The following is a 25,203-nucleotide window of genomic DNA, read 5'->3' as shown; positions in this document are numbered from 1 at the left end:
GTGGTATGTTCGTGAATACTGTGATCGCGTTTATTCTTATTTTTGGAACGCTCGTATTTTTCCATGAGCTTGGTCATCTCATCCTTGCTCAAAGAGCCGGAATACTGTGCCGGGAGTTTGCTATCGGCTTCGGTCCGAAAATCTTTTCGTTTAAGAAAAATGAGACCGTTTATACGATCAGGCTTCTTCCGATCGGCGGCTTTGTCAGAATGGCCGGCGAAGATCCTGAGATGATTGAAGTGAAGCCCGGTTATACGGTCGGGCTCTTGTTCGACAGCGAAAACAAAGTCGAAAAGATCATTATCAACCAAAAAGAAAAGTATCCTGACGCATTGGTCATCGAAGTCGAGCAGGCTGACCTGGAGCACCAGATGAGGATTACGGGCTATGAACACGGCAATGAAGATCATCTCTCTTCATTTTCTGTCAGTGAAACGTCCTTTTTCATCGTAGACGGGGAAGAAGTCCAGATCGCCCCTTACAACCGCCAATTCCATTCAAAAACGGTTTGGCAGCGTATAAAAGCGATTGCGGCCGGCCCGATTATGAACTTTATTTTGGCTTATGTCATTCTCGTGATGCTCGGACTGATGCAGGGAGTGCCGTCTGACGAGCCGGTGCTCGGCAAGTTGATAGACAACGGACGGGCGACGGAAGCAGGGCTCCAGGAAGGAGACCGCATTCAAACGATCAACGGCGAGAAGATGAGATCGTGGACGGATATTGTCAACACAGTCAGGGAACACCCTGAAAAAGAACTGAAAATCGTTGTGATGCGCGACAATGTCAAGCTGACGAAATACGTAACACCTGAAGCAGTCAAGGCGGGGGATGAAACCGTCGGCAGATTCGGCGCTTACAACCCGGTGAAAACAGGAATCCTGGCATCGATTTCCTACGGTGCGACCGAAACGGCGACAGTTGCGCAGAGCATCGTGACCAATCTCGGAAAGCTCGTCACGGGACAGTTCTCAATCGACATGCTGGCCGGTCCTGTCGGCATTTATGACATGACAGACCAAGTGGCCAAGACAGGCGTTATCAACCTGCTGAAGCTGGCCGCATTTTTAAGCATCAACCTCGGGATCGTCAACCTTCTGCCAATCCCTGCGCTGGACGGCGGAAGACTGTTGTTCCTGTTTATTGAAGCGATCCGCGGAAAGCCGATCAACCGCGAGAAAGAAGCGTTTGTCGTCTTCATCGGCGTCGCATTTTTGATGCTCTTAATGCTTGTCGTCACATGGAACGATATCCAGCGCTTATTTCTGTAAAACCAATTGCCTTTTTTAAGTGCAGCCAAGCCTTTTAAAAGGCTCTTTTTTAGGGACGCCGTTCCCGACTCAAAAAGTAACCAACTGAAACAAATGAGGTGCGAACGAATGAGACAGAGCAGGACTTTAATTCCTACGCTCCGCGAAGTGCCGGCTGATGCTGAAGCGAAAAGCCATCAGCTTCTTCTCAGAGCGGGGTTTATCAGACAAAACACAAGCGGCGTATACAGCTATATGCCTCTTGCCAATAAAGTCATTCATAAAATCCAGAGCATTGTCCGCGAAGAAATGGAGAAAATCAATGCCGTCGAAATGCTGATGCCGGCGCTCCAGCAGGCGGAAACTTGGCAGGAATCGGGAAGATGGTACACGTACGGTCCTGAGCTCATGAGGCTGAAAGACCGCCACGGCCGCGAATTTGCCCTTGGCGCGACACACGAAGAGGTCATCACAAGCATCGTCAGAGATGAAGTGAAATCGTACAAGCGCCTTCCGCTGACCCTTTACCAGATTCAATCGAAATTCCGCGATGAAAAGCGCCCGCGCTTCGGTCTATTGAGAGGCCGCGAATTCATCATGAAGGATGCGTATTCCTTCCATTCCTCCGCCGAAAGCCTTGATGAAACGTACAATGATATGTACCAGGCGTATACGAATGTGTTTACGCGCTGCGGCCTGAATTTCAGACCGGTCATTGCAGATTCAGGCGCGATGGGCGGAAAGGATACCCATGAATTTATGGCACTGTCAGATGTCGGTGAAGATACAATTGCGTACTCTGATCAGTCTTCATACGCTGCCAACATTGAAATGGCTGAAGTGAAAGAAACCGATGCTGGCGGGCAGGCTGAAATGAAAGAGCTGCAGGAAGTTCACACACCTTCGGTAAAAACGATCGAAGAAGTTGCCGCATTTCTTGGCATATCCCCGTCAGACTGCATGAAATCAATGCTGATGAAAGCAGACGGACGTTTTGTCCTCGTCTTGACGAGAGGGGATCACGAAGTCAACGATGTTAAGGTGAAGAACCTGCTTCAAGCAGAAACGATCGAATTCGCGAGCGCCGAAGAGGTTGCTGAGATAACAGGTACTGAGCCCGGTTTTGTCGGACCGGTTGGACTCGACCGCGAAATCGAAATCTTTGCAGACTTTGCTGTGAAGGCGATGGCAAACGCAGCAGCAGGAGCGAATAAAACAGATTACCATTATCAAAACGTGAATATCAGCCGGGATGTGCACAATGTGACATTCGCCGATCTCCGCTTTATCCAGGAAGGAGACCCTTCACCGGATGGAAACGGAACGATCCGTTTTGCAAAAGGAATCGAAGTCGGACAAGTCTTTAAGCTCGGCACCCGCTATTCTGAAGCGATGGACGCAACATACCTTGATGAAAACGGACGCGCTCAGCCGATGCTGATGGGCTGCTATGGAATCGGGGTTTCCCGGACGCTTTCTGCCATCGTTGAGCAGCATCATGACGATAAAGGCTTGATCTGGCCGCTGGAAGTGACGCCGTATGACCTGCATATCCTCGCGCTTAACATGAAAAATGACGCGCAGGTTCAGCTTGCCGAAAAGCTGTATGAAGAATTTAAAGCGAACGGCTACGACGTACTGTTTGATGACCGTGCCGAACGGGCCGGCGTTAAATTTGCAGATTCCGATTTGATCGGTCTGCCGATCCGCATCACGGTCGGAAAGAGAGCTGATGAAGGCGTTGTTGAAGTGAAGATCCGCAAAACCGGAGAATCCTTTGAAGTCGCTGCTGATGAGCTTCCGGACTTCATCGAAAAACAAGTCAAGAGCTTATCTTCTCACTCTTAAACCTGTTAAACTAGAGTAAAGGAAGGTACCTCGGGCATCGTCCCAAGGTACCTTCAATTATGATTTTCTTTTAGGGAGGAATCTGTCTTGGAAGACCAGCTTTCTGTCAACAGAAGACAGTTTCAAATTCTTCTGCAGCAGCTGAATGTAACGGAAGATACGATGATCCGCCACCTTGAAGGCGGACAAATCATAAAGCTGACCGTTCATAAAAACAAGAAGACATGGCACTTTCACTTTAAACTGAAAAATGTGCTGCCTTATCAAATCTTCGAACGGTTTCACAGCCAGCTGACCCGCACCTTTTCCCATATCGCCCAGGTCACCTGTTCCATCGAGGCGGAAAACCCTTCGGTTGATGAGCAGCTTGTTCAGGATTACTGGACGCGCTGCATCCAAGAACTCGATGGTATTTCTCCGCCGATTTTGACGCTTTTGAACGACCAAAAGCCCAAGCTTACGGGGAACAAAATCCTGCTTAAAACGAAAACAGATACAGAAGCATCCGCTTTAAAAAAGAAATACAGCTCGCTCATCCAGTCAAGCTACCGCACATTCGGTTTTCCTGAGCTCCAGCTCGACACAGAAATCTTTGTGTCAGATCAAGAGATTCAGAAATTCAGAGAGCAAAAAATGGCCGAGGATCAAGAGAGAGCCCTTCAGGCTTTAATCGAAATGGAAAAGCAGGATAAGGAAGCCCAAGACGATGAAGCGCCGTCAGGCCCTCTTCAGATCGGCTACCAGATTAAAGACTCTGAAGAGATCAGAACGCTTGACAGCATTATGGATGAAGAGCGGAGAATTACGGTGCAAGGCTATGTATTCGACGCTGAAACAAGAGAGCTGAAAAGCGGCAGAACACTTTGCATCTTTAAAATAACCGACTATACAAACAGCATTCTCGTCAAAATGTTCGCGCGCGAAAAAGAGGACGCCGTTTTGATGAAGTCCCTGAAAAAAGGGATGTGGGTAAAGGCGAGAGGAAGCATACAAAACGATACGTTCGTCCGCGATTTGGTGATGATCGCCAACGATGTCAATGAAATCAAAGGGAAAACCCGTGAGGATACAGCACCTGAGGACGAAAAACGAGTCGAGCTCCACCTCCATTCACCGATGAGCCAAATGGATGCCGTATCAAGCATCGGCAAGCTTGTCGAACAGGCGAAAAAATGGGGGCATCCGGCTATCGCGCTCACTGACCACGCTGTTGTCCAATCGTTTCCTGATGCATTCGCGGCAAGCAAAAAGCATGGCGTGAAAATGATCTACGGACTTGAAGCCAACCTCGTCGACGACGGCGTGCCGATTGCCTACAATCCCGTACACCGTCTGCTTGAAGAGGAAACATATGTCGTGTTTGACGTCGAGACGACGGGGCTATCAGCCGTCTATGATACAATCATCGAGCTGGCCGCCGTAAAAGTAAAAGGCGGGGAAATCATCGAACGCTTTGAAAGGTTTGCCAACCCGCATCGGCCTTTATCGGCTACGATCATCGAGCTTACGGGGATTACCGATGATATGCTGAAAGATGCGCCTGAAGCCGAAGAGGTCATCCGAGATTTTAAAGAATGGGTCGGAGATCACACGCTTGTCGCTCACAATGCAAGCTTTGACATCGGCTTCATCAATGTCGCCTATAAGCGCCTGCTGAATTCGGAGAAAGTGCAGAACCCGGTCATTGACACACTTGAGCTGGGCCGTTTTCTTTATCCGGAATTCAAAAACCACAGGCTGAATACGCTTTGTAAAAAGTTTGACATCGAGCTCACCCAGCACCACAGGGCGATTTATGATACCGAAGCGACGGGCTATCTCCTTGTGAAAATGCTGAAAGACGCGGCCGAAAAAAATATACTGTACCACGATCAGCTGAATGAAAATATGGGGCAGTCCAATGCCTATCAGCGTTCAAGGCCATATCACGCAACCCTTTTGGCGGTCAATGAGACAGGCTTGAAAAACCTTTTCAAACTCGTTTCGCTGTCGCATATCCATTATTTTTACAGGGTGCCGAGGATCCCAAGGTCACAGCTTGAAAAGTACAGAGAAGGTCTTTTAATCGGTTCGGCGTGCGACAAAGGCGAAGTATTCGAAGGCATGATGCAGAAATCGCCGGAAGAAGTCGAAGACATCGCTTCATTTTATGACTACCTTGAAGTCATGCCGCCTGAAGTCTACCGGCACCTGCTCCAGCTTGAACTCGTCAGGGATGAAAAAGCGTTAAAAGAAATCATCGCCAACATCACTAAGCTCGGCGAGAAGCTGAATATTCCAGTAGTAGCAACAGGAAATGTCCATTACTTGAACCCTGAGGACAAAATTTACCGGAAGATTCTGGTTTCCTCGCAAGGCGGCGCAAATCCGCTCAACAGGCACGAGCTGCCGAACGTTCATTTCCGTTCGACTGATGAAATGCTTGAAGCCTTTTCATTTTTGGGTGAGGAAAAAGCGAAAGAAATCGTTGTCAAGAACACCCGCATGATCAGCGAGCGAATCGATGAGATCAAGCCGATCAAAGACGATCTTTACACACCGAAGATCGAAGGCGCAGATGACGAAATCCGCCGCATGAGCTATGAGAAAGCAAGAAGCATTTACGGCGACGACCTGCCCGAAATCGTCGAAAAGCGGATCGAAAAAGAGCTGAAAAGCATTATCGGCCATGGATTCGCCGTCATCTATCTGATCTCTCATAAGCTTGTAAAACGCTCCCTTGATGACGGCTATCTCGTCGGTTCAAGGGGATCTGTCGGTTCTTCCCTTGTCGCAACATTGACGGAAATTACCGAGGTTAACCCGCTGCCGCCGCATTACGTCTGTCCGGATTGCCGCCATTCTGAGTTTTTCAACGACGGATCGGTCGGTTCGGGATTTGATTTGCCTGACAAAGACTGTCCGAAGTGCGGAGCGGCCTACCGAAAAGACGGCCACGACATTCCGTTTGAGACGTTCCTGGGATTTAAAGGGGACAAGGTCCCTGATATCGACTTGAACTTCTCAGGCGAATATCAGCCGCACGCCCACAACTATACGAAAGTCCTGTTCGGAGAGGATAACGTCTACCGTGCGGGAACGATCGGCACAGTCGCCGAAAAAACGGCTTACGGGTATGTTAAAGGGTATGCTAACGATAACAATTTGCATATGCGCGGGGCGGAAATCGACCGCCTTGTCCAAGGCTGTACAGGCGTCAAGCGGACGACAGGACAGCACCCGGGCGGAATCATCGTTGTGCCTGATTATATGGATATTTACGACTTTTCACCAATTCAGTTTCCGGCGGATGCCACCGATTCCGAATGGAAGACGACGCACTTTGACTTTCATTCCATCCACGACAACTTGCTGAAACTTGATATTCTCGGACACGATGATCCGACGGTCATCCGTATGCTCCAGGATCTGAGCGGGATTGATCCGAAGACGATTCCGACCGATGATCCTGAAGTGATGAAAATTTTCCAAGGGACAGAGTCTTTAGGGGTAACCGAGGAGCAGATCGGCTGTAAAACCGGTACACTTGGCATTCCTGAATTCGGAACCCGCTTTGTCAGACAGATGCTTGAGGACACCAAGCCGACGACATTTTCCGAGCTCGTTCAGATTTCCGGCCTGTCACACGGTACGGACGTATGGCTCGGCAACGCGCAGGAGCTTATTCACAACAATATTTGTGAACTGAGCGAAGTAATCGGCTGCCGTGATGACATTATGGTGTACTTAATCTACCAGGGGCTTGAGCCATCCCTCGCCTTTAAGATTATGGAATTTGTCCGTAAAGGGAAGGGACTGACACCTGAGTGGGAAGAAGAAATGAAGAATAATAATGTTCCGGACTGGTATATCGATTCCTGCAAAAAAATCAAATACATGTTCCCGAAAGCCCACGCTGCGGCATATGTATTGATGGCGGTCAGAATCGCTTATTTTAAAGTCCATCATCCGCTGCTCTACTACGCAGCATACTTTACGGTGCGGGCCGACGACTTTGACATCGAAACGATGATCAAAGGGTCGACAGCGATCAGAGCCGTCATGGATGACATCAATTCTAAAGGTCTTGACGCTTCTCCGAAAGAGAAAAGTTTGCTCACAGTGCTTGAGCTGGCGCTTGAAATGTGCGAAAGGGGCTTCTCTTTCCAAAAAGTCGACTTATACAGATCGAGCGCTTCCGAATTCATCATTGACGGCAACAGCTTGATTCCGCCGTTTAATTCAATACCGGGGCTTGGAACAAACGCCGCCTTGAATATTGTCAAAGCGAGAGAAGAAGGCGAATTTCTTTCAAAAGAAGATTTGCAAAAAAGAGGCAAGGTGTCAAAAACGATCATGGAATACTTGGAGCGCCACGGCTGTCTCGAGTCGCTTCCAGATCAGAACCAGCTGTCATTGTTCTAGAAACTGCCTGCTTAAAGCAGGCAGTTTTTTTATATGTTTTACAGCATAAAGATCGTTTTCAGGATTAGATGCCAAATGCTTGGAGGAAATGATTCCAAAAAAAATAAAGGGCTGTCAGATCTGTTGACAATAAATAAACATTAATGTTAGAATTTCCAAAATATAACATTGATTTTAGAATGTATTGTCTATTAGATTTTTATTCTCACAACTTAGTTTATTGCATAAATAAACTAAGTTGCTTTTCAAATTCCTCGCTTGCAGCCGTGTGCTGATTTAATGTGCAATCATTTCTTCGATTTTTCAACTTTGCCCTTGCTTTGTTCGCCGGTAAATCTAAAAGGAGGTGAGTATGATGTAGACAGATGGGGTTGCTTGATCTTAAAGAACATGATGGGGAGGAAGCAGTACGTGAAACAGAAAGCTTTTTTTAAAATGAAAGCGCTTTGTTTGGCTTTTTTAGTGATCTTCTCCATGAGCATAGCGTCGTTTTCAGAAAAGACCCGTGCGGCTTCTGCTGAAGAATATCCTCATAATTATGCTGAACTGGTGCAAAAGTCTTTGTTATTTTATGAAGCACAGCGCTCGGGAAGACTTCCGGAAAACAGCCGGCTGAATTGGAGAGGAGACTCCGGGCTTGAGGACGGAAAAGACGTCGGGCTCGATTTAACGGGAGGGTGGTATGATGCCGGCGACCATGTGAAGTTCGGTCTGCCGATGGCTTATTCTGCCGCAATCTTGTCATGGTCGGTCTATGAGTACCGAGATGCCTACAAAGAATCGGGTCAGCTTGATGCGGCGCTGGGCAATATTAAATGGGCGACAGACTACTTTCTTAAAGCCCATACAGCTCCTTATGAATTGTGGGGCCAAGTCGGAAATGGCGCTCAAGACCATGCATGGTGGGGGCCGGCCGAAGTAATGCCGATGGAGCGCCCTGCCTATAAGATCGATGCCAGCTGTCCGGGGTCAGACCTTGCCGGTGGTACAGCAGCAGCGCTAGCATCCGCATCAATCATTTTCAAGCCGACAGATTCTTCTTACTCTGAAAAATTACTGGCCCATGCCAAGCAATTGTATGATTTTGCCGACCGCTACCGCGGCAAATATTCAGACTGCATTACAGACGCACAGCAATATTATAATTCGTGGAGCGGGTATAAAGATGAACTGACATGGGGAGCTGTCTGGCTCTACTTGGCAACAGACGAACAACAATATTTGGATAAAGCGCTTGCTTCGGTCTCGGATTGGGGTGATCCCGCAAGCTGGCCTTACCGCTGGACGCTTTCGTGGGATGACGTCACTTACGGAGCACAGCTGCTGCTCGCTCGTCTGACGAACGATTCCCGTTTTACCGCATCTGTCGAACGCAATCTTGATTATTGGTCGACAGGTTACAAAAGTAATGGAAGCACAGAGCGGATCACTTATACACCAGGTGGGCTGGCATGGCTTGAGCAGTGGGGAGCATTGCGATACGCTTCGAATGCCGCTTTTCTCGCTTTCGTTTATTCCGATTGGGTGGACGATACAGAAAAAGCAAATAGATATCGGGATTTTGCTGTCCGGCAAATGCAGTATATGCTCGGGGATAATCCGCAGCAGAGAAGCTTTGTCGTCGGATACGGAAAAAATCCGCCGAAGCATCCGCATCACCGTACAGCACACGGTTCATGGGCCGATCAGATGAATGTGCCTGAAAACCATCGCCATACCCTATATGGCGCATTAGTCGGCGGTCCGGGAAGGGACGATTCCTACCGAGATGATATAACAAATTATGTGTCAAACGAAGTTGCGATCGATTATAATGCCGCTTTTACCGGCAACGTAGCGAAAATGTTTCAGCTGTTCGGGAAAGGCCATGTTCCGTTGCCTGACTTTCCGGAGAAGGAAATACCTGAGGACGAATATTTTGCAGAGGCATCAATCAACAGCTCCGGAAACAGCTATACCGAAATCCGGGCGCAGCTCAACAACCGTTCGGGATGGCCGGCAAAGAAAACCGATCAATTGTCTTTCCGCTACTACGTTGACTTGACGGAAGCTGTGGGAGCGGGGTATTCCGCCGAAGATATAAAAGTCACAGCCGGCTATAACGAAGGGGCCTCGGTATCACAGCTGAAGCCGTATGATGCATCAAAGCACATTTACTATACAGAAGTCAGCTTCACCGGGGTTTTGATTTATCCAGGCGGTCAATCCGCCCATAAAAAAGAAGTGCAGTTCCGCCTTTCGGCACCAGACGGAACGTCTTTTTGGAACCCGGAAAATGACCACTCTTATCAAGGGCTGTCACATGCGCTTCTGAAGACACGGTATATTCCTGTTTATGATGATGGACGGCACGTTTTCGGACATGAGCCCGGTTAACTAGATATTCAACTTCAAGAGGAGGACACATCATGGACAATAAAACACGTTTTATGCAGCTGTATGAGCAAATTAAAAATCCGAACAACGGGTATTTCTCACCCGAAGGAATTCCCTATCATTCTGTTGAAACGCTCATATGTGAGGCCCCCGACTACGGTCATATGACGACATCTGAAGCATACAGCTATTGGCTGTGGCTTGAAGCGATGTATGGCCGGTACACACAGGACTGGTCAAAGCTAGAAGCCGCCTGGGACAATATGGAGAAATATATTATCCCGGTCAATGAAGGCGATGGAAACGAAGAACAGCCTACAATGAGCTACTATAACCCCTCAAGCCCTGCCACATATGCCGCAGAACACCGTTACCCTGATCTTTATCCTTCGGCTCTGACCGGACAATATCCGGCCGGAAACGATCCGCTTGACGGAGAACTTAGATCCACATACGGAAGCAATGAAACGTATTTAATGCACTGGCTGCTTGACGTCGACAACTGGTATGGATTCGGGAACCTGCTGAACCCATCGCACACCGCCGCTTATGTAAACACTTACCAGCGGGGCGAACAGGAATCCGTTTGGGAAACGGTTCCGCATCCGTCTCAGGATAATCAGACGTTTGGAAAACCGAATGAAGGTTTCATGAGCCTGTTTACAAAAGAAAATCAAGCTCCAGCACCGCAATGGCGTTATACGAATGCAACGGATGCAGATGCCCGCGCCGTTCAGGCGATGTTCTGGGCCAGACGATGGGGCTACAGCAACACAAAGTACTTGGAGAAAGCCAAAAAGATGGGGGATTTTCTCCGCTACGGCATGTACGACAAATACTTTCAGCAGATTGGAAGCGCCGCCGGCGGATCGCCTTCCCGCGGCTCCGGAAAAAACTCGTGCCATTTTTTAATGGCATGGTATACCGCTTGGGGAGGCGGATTAGGGCAATATGCGAACTGGGCATGGCGGATCGGTGCAAGTCATGTGCATCAAGGCTATCAAAACCCAGTCGCATCTTATGCGCTCTCTGCACCTGAAGGCGGTCTGATTCCGAACTCGCCTTCAGCACGCAGCGACTGGGAGACGGCGCTGAAAAGGCAGCTTGAGCTGTATACGTGGCTTTTATCTTCTGAAGGTGCTGTTGCCGGCGGCGCCACGAACAGCTGGAACGGCAGCTACAGCGCATATCCGCAGAATGTCAGCACATTTTACGGAATGGCCTACACAGAAGCGCCTGTATATCACGATCCGCCTTCTAACAATTGGTTCGGAATGCAAGTCTGGCCGCTGGAAAGGGTGGCGGAACTGTATTATATTTTCGCAGAGAAAGGTGACAAATCGTCTGAAAACTTCCAAATGGCAAAGCATGTGATTGAAAAATGGATCGCATATTCACTTGATTATGTGTTTGTGGGCAAACGGCCTGTTACTGATGAAGAAGGCTATTATTTAAATGATGCGGGCGAACGCGTCCTTGGCGGCCAAAACCCGCAGATCGCCGTACAATCCGACCCAGGCGAGTTTTGGATTCCGGCAAACCTTGAATGGAGCGGCCAGCCTGATCCGTGGAAGGGATTTGATTCATTTACCGGAAATCCGGGACTGCATGTCACGACGAAGAATCCTTCTCAAGATGTCGGCGTTCTCGGCAGCTATATTAAAACGCTTGTCTTCTTTGCAGCCGGAACAAAAGCCGAAACCGGCGGCTTTACCGCCCTTGGAAACAAAGCCAAAAATCTGGCAAAAGAACTGCTTGATGCAGCATGGAGTAAAAATGACGGAATCGGTATCGCAGCAGAGGAAGAACATGAAGATTATATCCGCTACTTTACGAAGGAAATCTACTTTCCGAATGGCTGGAGCGGCAGAAACGGGCAGGGCAATACCATCCCTGGCCCCAACACTGTGCCGTCTGATCCGGCAAAAGGCGGTAACGGCGTCTATATCAGTCATGCGGAGCTCCGGCCGAAAATTAAAAACGATCCGAAGTGGCCTTATTTGGAAAATAAATATCAGACCTCGTGGAATCCGAATACGGGCAAATGGGAAAACGGACTGCCGACTTTTGTATATCACCGTTTCTGGTCTCAGGTCGATATGGCGACAGCTTATGCTGAGTATGACCGTTTAATCGGAAATGCATAACGATCAATAGGAGAATGTTAGATTGAGATGCGCTCGACCGTTTGGGCAAAGGCGGCGTTCAGCCGCCTTCTTTTTTAAAAGGCAGGCTTTAGGATTTTAGCGAGTGTTTTACACGATTATCTAAAAAGGAGATCAAAAGTTTGAGAGAAAAATGGTTAGCCTTATGTTTAAAGTCGATCATTCTGTTCGTTTTGATCATGGGAACCGTTCTTTTATCCGCAGTTCCGAAAGCTTCGGGAACAAGCGGGCCAGCAAAGCAAGAAAAGGAGAGCATCATCACCCCGCCTGATCTTTTGGAAAACATGAGCCCAGGATGGAACCTTGGCAACACGCTGGATGCTGTTCCGACAGAAGGCTCTTGGAACAACCCGCCGGTTCGCGAACATACTTTTGATGATATTCTCGATGCGGGGTTTAAAAGCGTCCGGATTCCGGTGACATGGGATTCCCACATCGGCAGCGCTCCCGATTATCCGATCGACACCGCTTGGATGAACCGGGTGGAAGAAGTGACAGATTGGGCTTTGGAAAGAGAGTTTTACGTCGTGTTAAATATTCACCACGATTCTTGGCTATGGATCAGCCGGATGGGAAACAGCCAGCAGGAGACATTAGATAAGCTGGGGAAAGTCTGGAAGCAGATTGCCGAGCGCTTTAAAAACAAAAGTGAACGCCTCCTGTTTGAAATCGTCAATGAACCGACCGGAATGAGCGCATATCAAATGAATCTGCTTAACCGAGAGATGCTGAACATCATCCGATCGACCGGCGGCAAAAACAACCAGCGGCTTGTGATCGTCGGGGGGCTTGAAGATAACAAAGATGAATTGCTTCATTCATTTGAACCGCCTGATGATGACCGGATTGTCCTCACATATCACTACTATTCTCCTTGGGATTATGTATCAAACTGGTGGGGCCGGACGACTTGGGGGTCGGCAGCCGAAATCTCCGAGATGGAGCTGGACATCAGACCGGTTTATGAAAAATTTGTTAGCAAAGGATATCCGGTTATCATCGGCGAATATGGTACCCTCGGCGCCAATGAAAATCATTCAAAGCGGCTCTATCATGATACGTTTGTCAGCCTTGCCCACAAATATCAAATGATCCCGATGTGGTGGGACAATGGGAATGACCAGTTTGACCGGAATATGAGACAGTGGCGCGATCCTGTTGTAAAAGACATTGTCATTCAGGCGGGACGCGGTGTTCCCAATGCGATCATCAAACCGGCAGATCTTTTTATCAAAAAAGGTCAAAGCATCAGCGATCAGACGGTGGATATTCAGCTGAACGGCAATACGCTGACTGGCATCTATCAGAAATCAGAACTATTAAAGGAAGGCAGCGATTATACAATCGGCAATGCCGGAAAAACGGTCTCTATTAAAGCATCCTGCTTGGCAAAGCTGATAAAAGGGTCTGAGCAGCCGGGGGTAAAAGCGCAGCTCACTTTTACGTTTCATAAAGGAGCCAGCCAGGTTATGGATATTATCCTTTATGATGACCCGAAGCTTGAAAAAAGCGAATTCACCATCAGTCAATCGGCAATTAGCGGTGATCTCAAAATCCCGGCGTCATTGAACGGAACGAAGCTGGCTACGGTTAAAGGAGTCGTCGACTCTACCGGAAGGCCGGTTCTTGAAGAAGTATGGTCATGGACGCCCTACTTGAACTATGACGAAGATTTTTACGAAAAAGACGGGGATTTGTATTTGAGAGAGCGGGTTTTAAAGTATTTGAAAAGCGATTCCACCTTTACATTTGAACTGTGGCCGAAAGGCGTCGAAACGGTCGTGAAGGTGAAAGTCACGCCTTGAACTGCCGGCTATCCTCTCAATGACGCCGTCCATGCATCCTCTTTATGAAAGCAGGGAAAAATAATGATGACGAAAAAGGGTTTATTGACAGTGCTAATGCCGTTTTTGCTTGCACTCTCGGCTATCCAGTTTGGCAATCCCCGGCCTGCACTAGCCGCGTCTCCTTTTGTTGAGACATCCGGAACATCGTTCACTTTAAATGGAAAAGACTTTTATTTTGCCGGGACGAATAACTATTATTTTCATTATAAATCTAAAAAAATGGTCGATGATGTGTTCGAAGATATGAAAGCGATGAATTTGAAAGTGATCCGCATCTGGGGATTTCTTGACGGCCAGCCGCAGGAAAATACCGTCATGCAGCCAAGGCCGGGCATATATGATGAATCAGGCTTTTCAAAGCTTGACTATGCCATTTATAAAGCGGGACAGTCAGGGATAAAACTTGTCATTCCTTTTGTGAACAACTGGGATGATTTTGGCGGAATGAATCAATATGTCAGGTGGTTTCAGGCGGATGGACATGACGCCTTTTACACTCATCCGGACATCAAAGAGGCGTATAAGAACTATGTATCCTATATGCTGAACCGAGTCAACACATATAATGGCGTCAAATATAAAGATGATCCCGCGATTATGGCATGGGAGCTTGCCAATGAACCGAGGGTCCAGTCTGACAGGACAGGAAATACACTTGTCGAATGGGCGGATGAGATGAGCGAATTTATTAAATCCATTGATCAGCACCATCTTGTAGCGGTTGGAGATGAAGGGTTTTATCATATAGAAGGGCACCCTGATTGGCATTACAACGGCGGAGAAGGTGTGGATTGGAAAAGGCTGACCGCTCTTATGCATATTGATTACGGCACATTTCACCTCTATCCGGATCATTGGGGCAAGACGGCCGAATGGGGGAACCAGTGGATCACAGACCATATTTGCGATGGAAAAGAAATCGGCAAACCGGTCGTTTTAGAAGAGTACGGCTATCAGGATAAGTCCAGAAGGGACGACGTCTACAGAACATGGCTTGAACTCATAGAAAAGCAGGGCGGGGCGGGCAGCCAATTTTGGATTTTGACCGGCATTCAGGATGACGGGACCCTTTATCCGGACTATGATGGTTTTCGGATCGTTTATCCGAGCTCTGCCGCTTCTGTCATTTCAGAACATGCGAAGCGGATGAATGAAAAATCATCCGCTTCCGAAATGCTTCAGACTGAACGCTGTCATGATTTGCAATAAAAATATGGTTATGGTATAGTTTTATTGGAAATGCTAACGATAGCCGAGGCGAAGAGTGGGGAAACCCGCTCTTTTGTATTGAACAGGCAATTTTGTCTCGACATGTTCATCGTTTTTTCTAAATCCCCTGCTTTTGAAGCAGGGTTTTTACGAGGGAGCTGATGAATGGGACCCTGCACAAGGAGGAAAAGTATGAGTAACAAAGTGATCGATACCGTCAGCGAAATGGTCCAGCCTATACTAGACAATCTTCAGCTTGAACTCGTTGACATCGAATTTGTCAAGGAAGGTCAGAGCTGGTTTCTTCGCGTGTTTATTGATTCAGATGACGGCGTAGACATCGAGGAATGTGCCAAGGTTAGCGAAGCTCTTAGTGAAAAGCTCGACGAGGCTGATCCGATCAAGCAAAACTATTTTCTTGAAGTATCGTCCCCGGGAGCTGAGAGGCCTTTAAAGAAAGAAGCCGATTTCATGAAAGCGCTCGGAAAAAACGTATATATTAAAACGTACGAACCTATTGAAGGCAATAAAGAGTTTGAAGGCGAGCTTTCCGCATTTGACGGTGAAAACGTGGAGGTCGCGGTGATGATCAAAACGCGCCGGAAAACGATCAATATTCCATATGATAAAGTAGCCAAAGCGAGGCTGGCTGTTTCGTTCAATTAATTTTTGACTGTTTAAGGGGGAAACCATAAACATGAGTAGTGAGTTGTTAGATGCCCTGACTGTTCTTGAAAAAGAAAAGGGAATCAGTAAGGACATTATTATTGAAGCAATTGAAGCTGCGCTCATTTCCGCTTATAAGCGGAACTTCAACCAGGCGCAGAACGTCAGGGTAGATTTGAATCGCGACACCGGTTCAATCCGCGTTTTCGCCCGCAAAGATGTCGTGGATGAAGTGTATGATCCGCGCCTTGAAATCTCGATTGAAGATGCCGTAAACATCAATCCGAACTACATTGTCGGGGATGTCGTGGAAATCGAAGTGACGCCGAAGGATTTCGGCCGCATCGCTGCCCAGACGGCAAAGCAGGTCGTGACTCAACGCGTCCGCGAAGCGGAGCGCGGCGTTATCTATTCTGAATTCATCGATCGCGAAGAAGATATCATGACAGGCATCGTCCAGCGGATCGACAATAAGTTCATCTATGTCTCTTTAGGAAAAATCGAGGCGCTTCTGCCGGTTTCAGAACAGATGCCGAATGAAGTCTACAAGCCTCATGACCGGATCAAAGTGTTCATTACAAAAGTCGAAAAAACGACGAAGGGTCCGCAGATTTACGTTTCAAGAACTCATCCAGGTTTATTAAAACGGCTCTTTGAAATCGAAGTCCCGGAAATTTACGATGGAACGGTCGAGCTTAAATCCGTGGCGAGAGAAGCGGGAGACCGCTCGAAGATTTCCGTCCGCACGGATAATCCCGACATCGATCCCGTCGGTGCCTGCGTCGGACCGAAGGGTCAGCGCGTTCAGGCGATCGTCAATGAATTGAAAGGCGAGAAAATTGATATTGTTCACTGGTCAAACGACCCGGTTGAATTCGTCGCCAATGCGCTGAGCCCTTCAAAAGTGCTCGACGTCATCGTCAATGAAGAGGATAAGGCGACAACGGTTGTCGTTCCTGATTACCAGCTGTCGCTCGCCATCGGAAAAAGAGGTCAAAACGCCCGCCTGGCAGCCAAGTTGACAAGCTGGAAGATCGATATTAAAAGCGAAACAGATGCAAGAGAGCTTGGAATTTATCCAAGGGAGCTTGAAGAAGAGGAGCCGGAAGAGCTTTTCTTGGAAAGCGAAACTCCAGAATCGGATGAATAAGAGGTGACCTTTGGTGAAAAGCCGAAAGAAGATCCCGCTTAGAAAATGCGTCGTAACAGGGGAAATGAAGCCTAAAAAGGAGCTCATCCGCGTCGTCCGTTCGAAGGAAGGGGAAGTTTCCGTAGACCCGACCGGTAAGAAGAACGGCCGGGGAGCCTACCTGACACTTGATAAAGACGTCATTTTAACTGCAAAAAAGAAAAACAGCTTAGCAAATCAGCTTCAAGCACAGATTGATGATCAGATTTTTGATGAACTGCTGGAACTGGCGGAAAAGGAGAACAGATAAATGTCGGAATCAGAATGGTTTTCCTTGCTGGGTCTGGCGAATCGAGCTCGAAAGGTCGTGTCCGGAGAAGACCTGGTTGTGAAAGAAATCAGGCATTCGCGCGCAAAGCTTGTTTTGCTTGCAGACGACGCATCGGCTAACACGGAGAAAAAAGTAACCGACAAATGCAGACACTACGATGTACCGGTGAAAAAAGTCGGAGATCGTATGCTTTTGGGCCGTTCAATCGGCAAAGAATCCCGTGTGGTTGTTGCTGTCACTGATCAAGGTTTTGCGAATACGTTGCTCCGAAAGCTCGATTAATTTTTTTGGGGGTGAACGAATGGCTAAAATGAGAGTTTATGAATATGCAAAAGCCATAAATGTTTCAAGTAAGGATATTATCGCGGCATTGAAAGATATGAATATCGAAGTCAATAACCATATGGCGATGATCGAAGAAAATGCGATCAAACAGCTCGATCAAAAATTCAAGAAGGGCGCTAAACCTGCGGGAAATAAAAAGGATGCCGGTACAGGCGGACAAAAGCCGCAGCAAGAAGCCGCAAAACAGAATGCCGGAAGTAAGCCAAACAAAAATCGAGACGGAAAGAAGAATAACGTGCAGAATACTCAATTTAACAATAAAAACAAGAAGAAAAACAACAACAATAACAAAAAGAACAAGCGCGGTAAAAATCATCAATCTCCTCAGGAGAAGCAGTTCAAGCCGAAAAAAGAGCTGCCTGAAAAAATCGAATTCACCAACTCAATGTCGGTCGGGCAGCTTGCAGAAGAGCTCGGAAAAGAGCCGTCAGAAATCATTAAAAAATTAATGCTTCTCGGCACTATGGCAACGATCAACCAAGATCTTGACAAAGATACCGTGGAGCTGATCGCTTCAGAATACGGCGTCGAAGTCGAAGAAGTGATCGTCCATGAAGAAACCGAATTCGAAAAATACGAAGAGCCGGATAACGAAAAAGACCTCGAAATCCGTCCTCCTGTCGTAACGATCATGGGTCACGTCGACCACGGAAAAACAACGCTTCTCGACAGCATCAGAAAAACGAAGGTCGTCGAAGGCGAAGCCGGAGGCATCACTCAGCATATCGGCGCTTATCAGATCGAGGAAAACGGCAAGAAGATCACCTTCCTTGACACTCCGGGCCACGCCGCATTCACAACGATGCGCGCACGCGGTGCGGAAGTTACGGATATTACGATTCTCGTCGTAGCTGCAGATGACGGGGTCATGCCGCAGACGATCGAAGCGATCAACCATGCGAAAGCGGCTGAAGTGCCTATCATCGTCGCTGTCAACAAAATCGACAAACCGACGGCAAACCCTGACCGGGTGATGCAGGAGCTGACAGAGCACGGTCTTGTTCCTGAAGCATGGGGAGGCGAGACGATTTTCGTTCCTCTTTCCGCACTGTCAGGAGAGGGAATCGATGAGCTGATCGAAATGATCCTTCTCGTCAGCGAGGTCGAGGAGCTCAAAGCAAATCCGAACCGCAGGGCAAAAGGTACGGTCATCGAAGCCGAGCTTGATAAAGGAAAAGGTTCTGTCGCAACATTGCTCGTTCAAAACGGAACGCTTCACGTCGGAGATCCGATCGTCGTCGGGAACACATTCGGCCGCGTTCGCGCGATGGTCAATGATGTCGGCAGACGCGTTAAATCGGCGGGACCGTCAACACCTGTGGAAATCACCGGATTGAACGAAGTTCCGAACGCAGGGGATCAGTTCCTTGTGTTCAAAGATGAAAAAACAGCCCGTTCAGTCGGCGAAGCGCGCGCTACCAAACAGCTTGAAGAACAGCGCAGTGATAAAGCGAAGCTCAGCCTTGATGACTTGTTTGAACAGATTAAACAAGGCGATGTCAAAGACATTAATCTCGTTGTCAAAGCCGATGTTCAAGGCTCTGCTGAAGCTCTCGTTGCAGCACTGCAAAAAATAGAAGTCGAAGGCGTCAGAGTCAAAATCATCCACACAGGCGTAGGTGCGATTACCGAATCAGACATTATTTTAGCTTCTGCATCAAATGCAATCGTGATCGGGTTTAATGTCAGACCTGACGGAAATGCTAAGAGTACCGCCGAAGCCGAAAATGTGGATATCCGCCTTCACCGCATCATTTATAAAGTCATTGATGAGATCGAAGCAGCCATGAAAGGCATGCTTGATCCTGAGTATGAAGAAAAAGTGATCGGCATGGTTGAAGTCCGTCAAACATTCAAAGTCTCTAAAATCGGAACGATTGCCGGAGGCTATGTAACGGAAGGTACGATCACACGTGACAGCGGAATCCGCTTGATCCGCGACGGCGTCGTCATCTATGAAGGGGAAGTCGATGTGCTGAAACGCTTTAAAGATGACGTGAAAGAAGTTTCACAAGGATATGAATGTGGTATCACCATTAAGAAATACAACGACATACGCGAAGGCGATATGATCGAAGCGTATGTCATGCAAGAAATTGAAAGAAAGTGATCGGTTTCGTTGAATGCGAATGCATCATTTACGATGCATCATCACTCAAGGAAAAACGGGCGGTGCTGAAGCGGATTATCACAAGAATCCGCGCCAAGTTCAACGTTTCTGTTTCAGAAATTGACTATCAGGACACATGGCAGCGCACAAGCTTTGGTATTGCCGCCGTTTCTTCCTCTCGCGTGCAAACGGAAAAAGAGCTGCAGCGGGTTCTAAGCTTTATCGACTCTTTTCCGGAAATTGAACGGACGATCACGAGAACAGAGTGGTTTTAACGTAGAGGTGGTATGGTCATGACGATGAGAGCTACCCGTGTGGGTGAGCAGATGAAAAAAGAACTTGGTGACATTATCGGAAGAAAGTTGAAAGATCCGCGAATCGGGTTTTTAACAGTCACCGATGTCAGGGTCTCAGGTGATCTGCAAATTGCCAAAGTGTATATTTCCGTTTTAGGCGATGAAAAGAAACGGGAAGAAACGCTCAAAGGCCTGGCAAAAGCAAAGGGCTTTATTCGTTCCGAACTTGGAAACCGAATCAGGCTTCGCAAAACACCTGAAATCCATTTTGAGTTCGATGAATCGATCGATTACGGAAACCGTATCGAAACATTGATTCACGAGCTGAACGAAAACAAAGAAGAATCATAAGCTGAAAAAGGATAGGCGGGCGACTGCCTGTCCTTTTTAGCTCCAAATGAGAAAGGGGCGAAGAAACACGGATGTATAACGGAGTCCTTCTATTACATAAACCGGCCGGCATGACTTCGCACGACTGCGTCATGAAGATCCGCAAACTGCTGAAAACAAAAAAGGTCGGCCATACCGGTACACTGGATCCCGAGGTGTCGGGCGTTCTCCCGATCTGCGTCGGGAGGGCAACCAAAATCGTCGAGTATTTAACCGAAAAGTCCAAAACATATGATGCAGAGGTCACGCTTGGCTTTTCAACTGCGACAGAAGACCAGACGGGGGAAGTGACAGAAAAGAAACTCGTCTCAGTGCCGCCTGATGAACAGACCGTGCAGAGCGTCCTGCGATCTCTTGAAGGAACGATTGAGCAAGTCCCGCCGATGTATTCCGCTGTCAAGGTAGGCGGCAAAAAGCTGTATGAGTACGCGCGGGCTGGAATTGAGATTGAACGGCCGAAGCGGACCATCACCATCCACCATATCGAACTGACATCCGAGATTCGCCATGAGCAGGATAAAGCCCGCTTCCGGTTTGTTGTGACATGTTCAAAAGGCACATATGTTAGGACCTTGGCGGTAACAATCGGGGAGAAGCTCGGATATCCAGCGCATATGTCCCATCTGGTCAGGACCGCGTCAGGCCCTTTCACCCTTGATGAATGCTTGACCTTTGAAGACGTCGAAGGCTTGATCGCTGACGGAACATTGTCTGAAAAGCTCGTCCCCATCGAACGCGCGCTTGATCATTTGCCGAAATGGATAATTAGTGATACATTAGCTAAGAAAGTGGAAAATGGAGCGGTGCTTGAAACGCCCGGCAGCTTTTCTCATTTGACGAGCGAAGACCGCATTGCGGTCTTTACGGAAGCAGGCCGGTGCACAGCCGTCTATTATCCGCATCCGACCAAAACCGGCCTGTTGAAGCCGGCAAAAGTACTCGTGCAAAAAAGCGAACAATAGAAAAGGTGACCGTTCTTGAAGACGATACATATTTCCCACCCACACGACTTAAAACGTGAGGATTTTCCGACATCAGTTATGGCATTAGGCTATTTTGACGGTGTTCACCTGGGACATCAGCAAGTGATTCTTACAGCAAAAAACACCGCGGCAAGAGAAGGAGTCAAAACGTCCGTGATGACCTTTCATCCCCACCCTTCTGCCGTGCTCAAAAAAGGCCGGGAGCCAAAAGATTTAATCACGCCTTTGCAAGACAAAATCAGCATCATTGAAGACTTAGGGGTCGATTTTTTATACGTTGTCACATTTACCCCTGAATTCGCTTCTCTATCACCTGAGGAATTTATCGATCAATATATACTCGGCTTTCACGTTACTCATGTTGTAGCCGGATTTGACTTTACCTTCGGGAAATTCGGCAAAGGCACAATGGAAAACTTCCAGGAGTATGCGAAAGGCCGTGTCAAAAGCACGTCTGTCGCAAAATATTCCAACCAGGATCAAAAGGTAAGCTCCACGAGAATCCGCAGCGTCCTGGGAGCCGGCGACGTCGAGTATGCCGCTGAACTGCTCGGCAGGCCGTACCATGTGAAAGGCTTTGTGATCCACGGCGATAAAAGGGGCCGCACGATCGGATTTCCGACTGCCAATATCGGCCTTAAAGACACATACATCGTCCCGCCGACAGGTGTGTATGCCGTTAAAGCCGAAATCGGCGGCGCTGTCTACAACGGCGTCTGCAATGTCGGATACAAGCCGACGTTTTACGAAAAACGGCCGGGACAGCCTTCAATCGAAGTCAATTTATTCGATTTTGACCGTGACATATACGGGTCCGAAATCAAGGTTGAATGGTATAAGCGGTTGAGGAGCGAAAAAAAATTCGGCAGCGTTGACGAGCTTGTCGAACAGATTTCCAGAGACAAAGAAGAAGCGATCCGCTTCTTCAGAGAGCGGAAGCCGGCCGGAATCTAGATGTATGGAAACGGCAATCTGCGTCAACAATGGTGATAAAAGCTAAACTTCATCATAAATGGTTGCATTAGGCCCGTCTTTCTAGTATCATATTGTCTGTAGCTTTAAAACCGTTCACTTGGCAAATCGAATCACCGGCGTTTGCTAGGTAATCGGGGCTAATATTATATGGAGGTGAAACAGGATGGCAATTACTCAAGAGCGTAAAACACAACTCATCAATGAGTTCAAAACCCACGAATCTGACACGGGATCACCGGAAGTTCAGATCGCTATCCTAACAGATCAAATCAACAACTTGAACGAGCATTTACGCACTCACAAGAAAGACCATCACTCACGTCGCGGTCTTCTTAAAATGGTAGGTAAACGTCGTAATCTTCTTACGTATCTTCGTAACAAAGACGTAACTCGTTACCGTGAGTTGATCAACAAACTAGGATTACGTCGATAATCGTAAAAAGCGGGAGGATTCCCGCTTTTTTATCGTATAAGAAAGAATATCCGGCAACTCCAAAACGCGTTGTTCATATAAATGATTTTAAATGACACCGATTCATTCTTTACATAGCACTTTGCCATTGATATGTTCAATTCATTTCGTTCATAATAGGAGTAACCTAAAAACTATCCGAAGAGAGGAGTTCATATAAGAATGGGACAAGAGAAACATGTCTTTTCCATAGATTGGGCCGGCCGCAAGCTGACAGTAGAAACCGGCCAGCTTGCAAAACAAGCAAACGGAGCTGTCATGGTGCGTTATGGAGACACTGCAGTGCTCAGCACCGCAACGGCTTCAAAAGAACCTAAAACCGTAGACTTTTTCCCGTTAACTGTGAATTATGAAGAAAGACTTTACGCCGTCGGAAAGATTCCGGGCGGGTTTATTAAAAGAGAGGGAAGACCGAGCGAAAAAGCGATTCTCGCCAGCCGGTTAATCGACCGACCGATCCGTCCGCTGTTCGCAGACGGCTTCCGGAATGAAGTTCAAGTCGTCAGCATCGTCATGAGCGTTGACCAGGATTGTTCGTCGGAAATGGCGGCAATGTTTGGATCATCTCTTGCGCTGTGCGTATCGGACATCCCGTTTGAAGGCCCGATCGCTGGAGTGACGGTAGGCCGGGTTGACAACGAATTCATTATCAATCCGACACTTGAACAGCTTGAAAAAAGCGACATTCACCTCGTCGTAGCGGGAACGAAGGATGCAATCAACATGGTTGAAGCAGGAGCAGACGAAGTTCCGGAAGAGATCATGCTTGAAGCGATCATGTTCGGTCACGAGGAGATCAAGCGGCTTATTGCGTTCCAGGAGGAAATCGTCGCCGCTGTCGGTAAAGAAAAATCAGAAATTACCCTGTATGAGATCGATTCCGATCTGAAAGAAAAAGTGCGGGGAATGGCCGAATCAAGCCTCTTAAAAGCCATTCAGGTTCATGAAAAGCACGCGCGCGAGAACGCGATCAGCGAAGTGAAAAATGAGGTTTTGGCCAAGTTTGAAGAAGAGGAACACGATGAAGAAACGCTGAAACAAGTGAAAGACATTTTGTCGCAGCTTGTTAAAAATGAAGTGCGCCGTCTGATCACGGAGGAAAAAGTTCGTCCTGACGGCCGGGCTGTCGATGAGATCCGCCCGCTTTCTTCAGAAGTCGGCCTCCTTCCGAGAACACACGGTTCAGGACTTTTTACAAGGGGTCAGACTCAGGCGCTCAGCATTTGTACGCTCGGTGCGCTTGGCGATGTGCAGATTTTAGACGGTCTCGGTGTCGAAGAATCAAAACGCTTTATGCACCATTACAACTTCCCGCAGTTCAGCGTCGGGGAAACAGGGCCGATGCGCGGGCCGGGACGACGCGAAATCGGACACGGAGCCCTCGGGGAACGTGCGCTTGAACCGATTGTTCCGTCTGAAAAAGACTTCCCGTACACGATCCGCCTCGTCTCTGAAGTGCTTGAATCAAACGGTTCCACTTCCCAGGCGAGCATTTGTGCAAGCACGCTTGCGATGATGGATGCAGGGGTGCCGATTAAAGCCCCGGTTGCCGGAATCGCGATGGGTCTTGTCAAATCAGGTGACAATTACACGGTCTTAACCGATATTCAAGGTATGGAAGACCATCTCGGGGATATGGACTTTAAAGTAGCAGGAACGTCCAAAGGCGTCACAGCTCTGCAAATGGATATTAAGATTGCAGGCTTATCGAGAGAGATTTTGGAAGAGGCTCTTCAACAGGCGAAAAAAGGCAGAATGGAGATCCTTGAAAGCATGCTGAGCACATTGGCTGAATCAAGAAAAGAGCTTTCTCCTTATGCGCCGAAAATCTTGACGATGTCGATCAATCCGGATAAAATCCGCGATGTCATCGGACCAAGCGGAAAACAAATCAATAAGATCATTGAAGATACAGGCGTTAAAATCGATATTGAACAAGACGGCACAATCTTCATTTCTTCTACCGATGAAAGCATGAACCAAAAAGCGAAGAAAATCATCGAAGACCTTGTCAGAGAAGTTGAGGTCGGACAGCTTTACTTAGGTAAAGTAAAGCGGATTGAAAAATTCGGAGCTTTCGTTGAACTATTCAGCGGAAAAGACGGTCTGGTCCATATTTCAGAGCTTGCGCTCGAACGTGTAGGAAAAGTCGAAGATGTCGTCAAAATCGGCGACGAGCTCCTTGTTAAGGTTACCGAAATCGATAAACAAGGACGCGTCAACTTATCAAGAAAAGCTGTACTGCGGGAACAGAAGGAAAAAGAAGAACAAAAATCGTAAAAACGGTGTCTATCTTGCTTCTGTCTTCGTCTTCAAAGCAAAAGGAAGCCTGGGTAACCCGGCTTCTTTGTTTTAAGCCGTGAAAACGGTCCGGTTCTATCTTGTCCTTTTCTCACATATTTTGTGG

18 protein-coding genes are annotated in these 25,203 nt (G+C 47.8%); all 18 read left to right on the top strand.

The window, feature by feature from the left end; genetic code table 11:
• Positions 1-5: 5 nt before the first annotated feature.
• The 18 genes from rseP (at position 6) to pnp (ending at position 25,076) form a co-directional block, all read left to right on the top strand.
• Positions 6-1,271, top strand: a complete 1,266-nt coding sequence (gene rseP / locus H2R00_RS06235; protein ID WP_182070674.1) for an RIP metalloprotease RseP — start codon at positions 6-8, stop codon at positions 1,269-1,271.
• A gap of 108 nt (positions 1,272-1,379) precedes the next feature.
• Positions 1,380-3,098: a proline--tRNA ligase gene (locus tag H2R00_RS06230; RefSeq protein WP_182070673.1), complete on the top strand. Its 1,719-nt coding sequence runs from the start codon at positions 1,380-1,382 to the stop codon at positions 3,096-3,098.
• Between the two features lie 87 nt (positions 3,099-3,185).
• Positions 3,186-7,502 (top strand): PolC-type DNA polymerase III, encoded by a 4,317-nt coding sequence (locus tag H2R00_RS06225; RefSeq protein ID WP_154999846.1) that lies wholly within the window; start codon positions 3,186-3,188, stop codon positions 7,500-7,502.
• A gap of 411 nt (positions 7,503-7,913) precedes the next feature.
• Positions 7,914-9,878, top strand: coding sequence for a glycoside hydrolase family 9 protein (locus tag H2R00_RS06220; protein ID WP_182070672.1), 1,965 nt, complete (start codon positions 7,914-7,916; stop codon positions 9,876-9,878).
• A gap of 32 nt (positions 9,879-9,910) precedes the next feature.
• Positions 9,911-12,025 carry a glycoside hydrolase family 48 protein gene (locus H2R00_RS06215; protein ID WP_154999848.1) on the top strand — a complete coding sequence of 705 codons (2,115 nt, stop codon included), beginning with the start codon at positions 9,911-9,913 and terminating at the stop codon, positions 12,023-12,025.
• Positions 12,026-12,165: 140 nt separating this feature from the next.
• A complete protein-coding gene (locus H2R00_RS06210) occupies positions 12,166-13,848 on the top strand; it encodes a cellulase family glycosylhydrolase (protein ID WP_182070671.1) in 1,683 nt (560 codons plus the stop codon).
• Positions 13,849-13,911: 63 nt separating this feature from the next.
• Positions 13,912-15,099, top strand: coding sequence for a glycoside hydrolase 5 family protein (locus tag H2R00_RS06205; protein WP_182070670.1), 1,188 nt, complete (start codon positions 13,912-13,914; stop codon positions 15,097-15,099).
• Positions 15,100-15,291: 192 nt separating this feature from the next.
• Positions 15,292-15,765, top strand: coding sequence for a ribosome maturation factor RimP (gene rimP, locus H2R00_RS06200; RefSeq protein ID WP_152847969.1), 474 nt, complete (start codon positions 15,292-15,294; stop codon positions 15,763-15,765).
• A gap of 31 nt (positions 15,766-15,796) precedes the next feature.
• Entirely contained in the window at positions 15,797-16,915 is a 1,119-nt protein-coding gene (gene nusA / locus H2R00_RS06195) for a transcription termination factor NusA (protein ID WP_152847968.1), read from the top strand.
• 13 nt (positions 16,916-16,928) lie between these two features.
• On the top strand, positions 16,929-17,204 hold the full coding sequence (gene rnpM, locus H2R00_RS06190) for an RNase P modulator RnpM (RefSeq protein ID WP_029327011.1): 276 nt from the start codon (positions 16,929-16,931) through the stop codon (positions 17,202-17,204).
• A complete protein-coding gene (locus H2R00_RS06185; protein ID WP_020451431.1) occupies positions 17,205-17,507 on the top strand; it encodes a YlxQ family RNA-binding protein in 303 nt (100 codons plus the stop codon). It begins immediately after the preceding gene.
• A gap of 19 nt (positions 17,508-17,526) precedes the next feature.
• Positions 17,527-19,680 carry a translation initiation factor IF-2 gene (gene infB, locus H2R00_RS06180; RefSeq protein ID WP_154997444.1) on the top strand — a complete coding sequence of 718 codons (2,154 nt, stop codon included), beginning with the start codon at positions 17,527-17,529 and terminating at the stop codon, positions 19,678-19,680.
• The gene (locus H2R00_RS06175) at positions 19,677-19,955 is read left to right on the top strand and encodes a DUF503 domain-containing protein (protein ID WP_154997441.1); all 279 of its coding nucleotides are present in this window, start codon (positions 19,677-19,679) and stop codon (positions 19,953-19,955) included. The genes infB and H2R00_RS06175 overlap by 4 nt, the downstream gene beginning before the upstream one ends.
• 18 nt (positions 19,956-19,973) lie before the next feature.
• Entirely contained in the window at positions 19,974-20,327 is a 354-nt protein-coding gene (rbfA, locus tag H2R00_RS06170) for a 30S ribosome-binding factor RbfA (protein ID WP_154997438.1), read from the top strand.
• Between the two features lie 71 nt (positions 20,328-20,398).
• Positions 20,399-21,328 (top strand): tRNA pseudouridine(55) synthase TruB, encoded by a 930-nt coding sequence (truB, locus tag H2R00_RS06165; protein ID WP_154997435.1) that lies wholly within the window; start codon positions 20,399-20,401, stop codon positions 21,326-21,328.
• A gap of 15 nt (positions 21,329-21,343) precedes the next feature.
• On the top strand, positions 21,344-22,303 hold the full coding sequence (ribF, locus tag H2R00_RS06160) for a bifunctional riboflavin kinase/FAD synthetase (protein ID WP_003181877.1): 960 nt from the start codon (positions 21,344-21,346) through the stop codon (positions 22,301-22,303).
• A 184-nt stretch (positions 22,304-22,487) separates the two neighbouring features.
• Entirely contained in the window at positions 22,488-22,757 is a 270-nt protein-coding gene (rpsO, locus tag H2R00_RS06155; protein WP_003181879.1) for a 30S ribosomal protein S15, read from the top strand.
• Positions 22,758-22,958: 201 nt separating this feature from the next.
• The gene (pnp, locus tag H2R00_RS06150) at positions 22,959-25,076 is read left to right on the top strand and encodes a polyribonucleotide nucleotidyltransferase (RefSeq protein ID WP_154997432.1); all 2,118 of its coding nucleotides are present in this window, start codon (positions 22,959-22,961) and stop codon (positions 25,074-25,076) included.
• The last annotated feature ends 127 nt before the right edge of the window (positions 25,077-25,203 follow it).

The sequence above is a fragment of the Bacillus haynesii genome (assembly GCF_014042035.1).
GTDB lineage: Bacteria > Bacillota > Bacilli > Bacillales > Bacillaceae > Bacillus > Bacillus haynesii.
The sequence above is the reverse complement of the archived record's forward strand: the minus strand, read 5'-3'. Positions and strand labels throughout refer to the sequence as shown.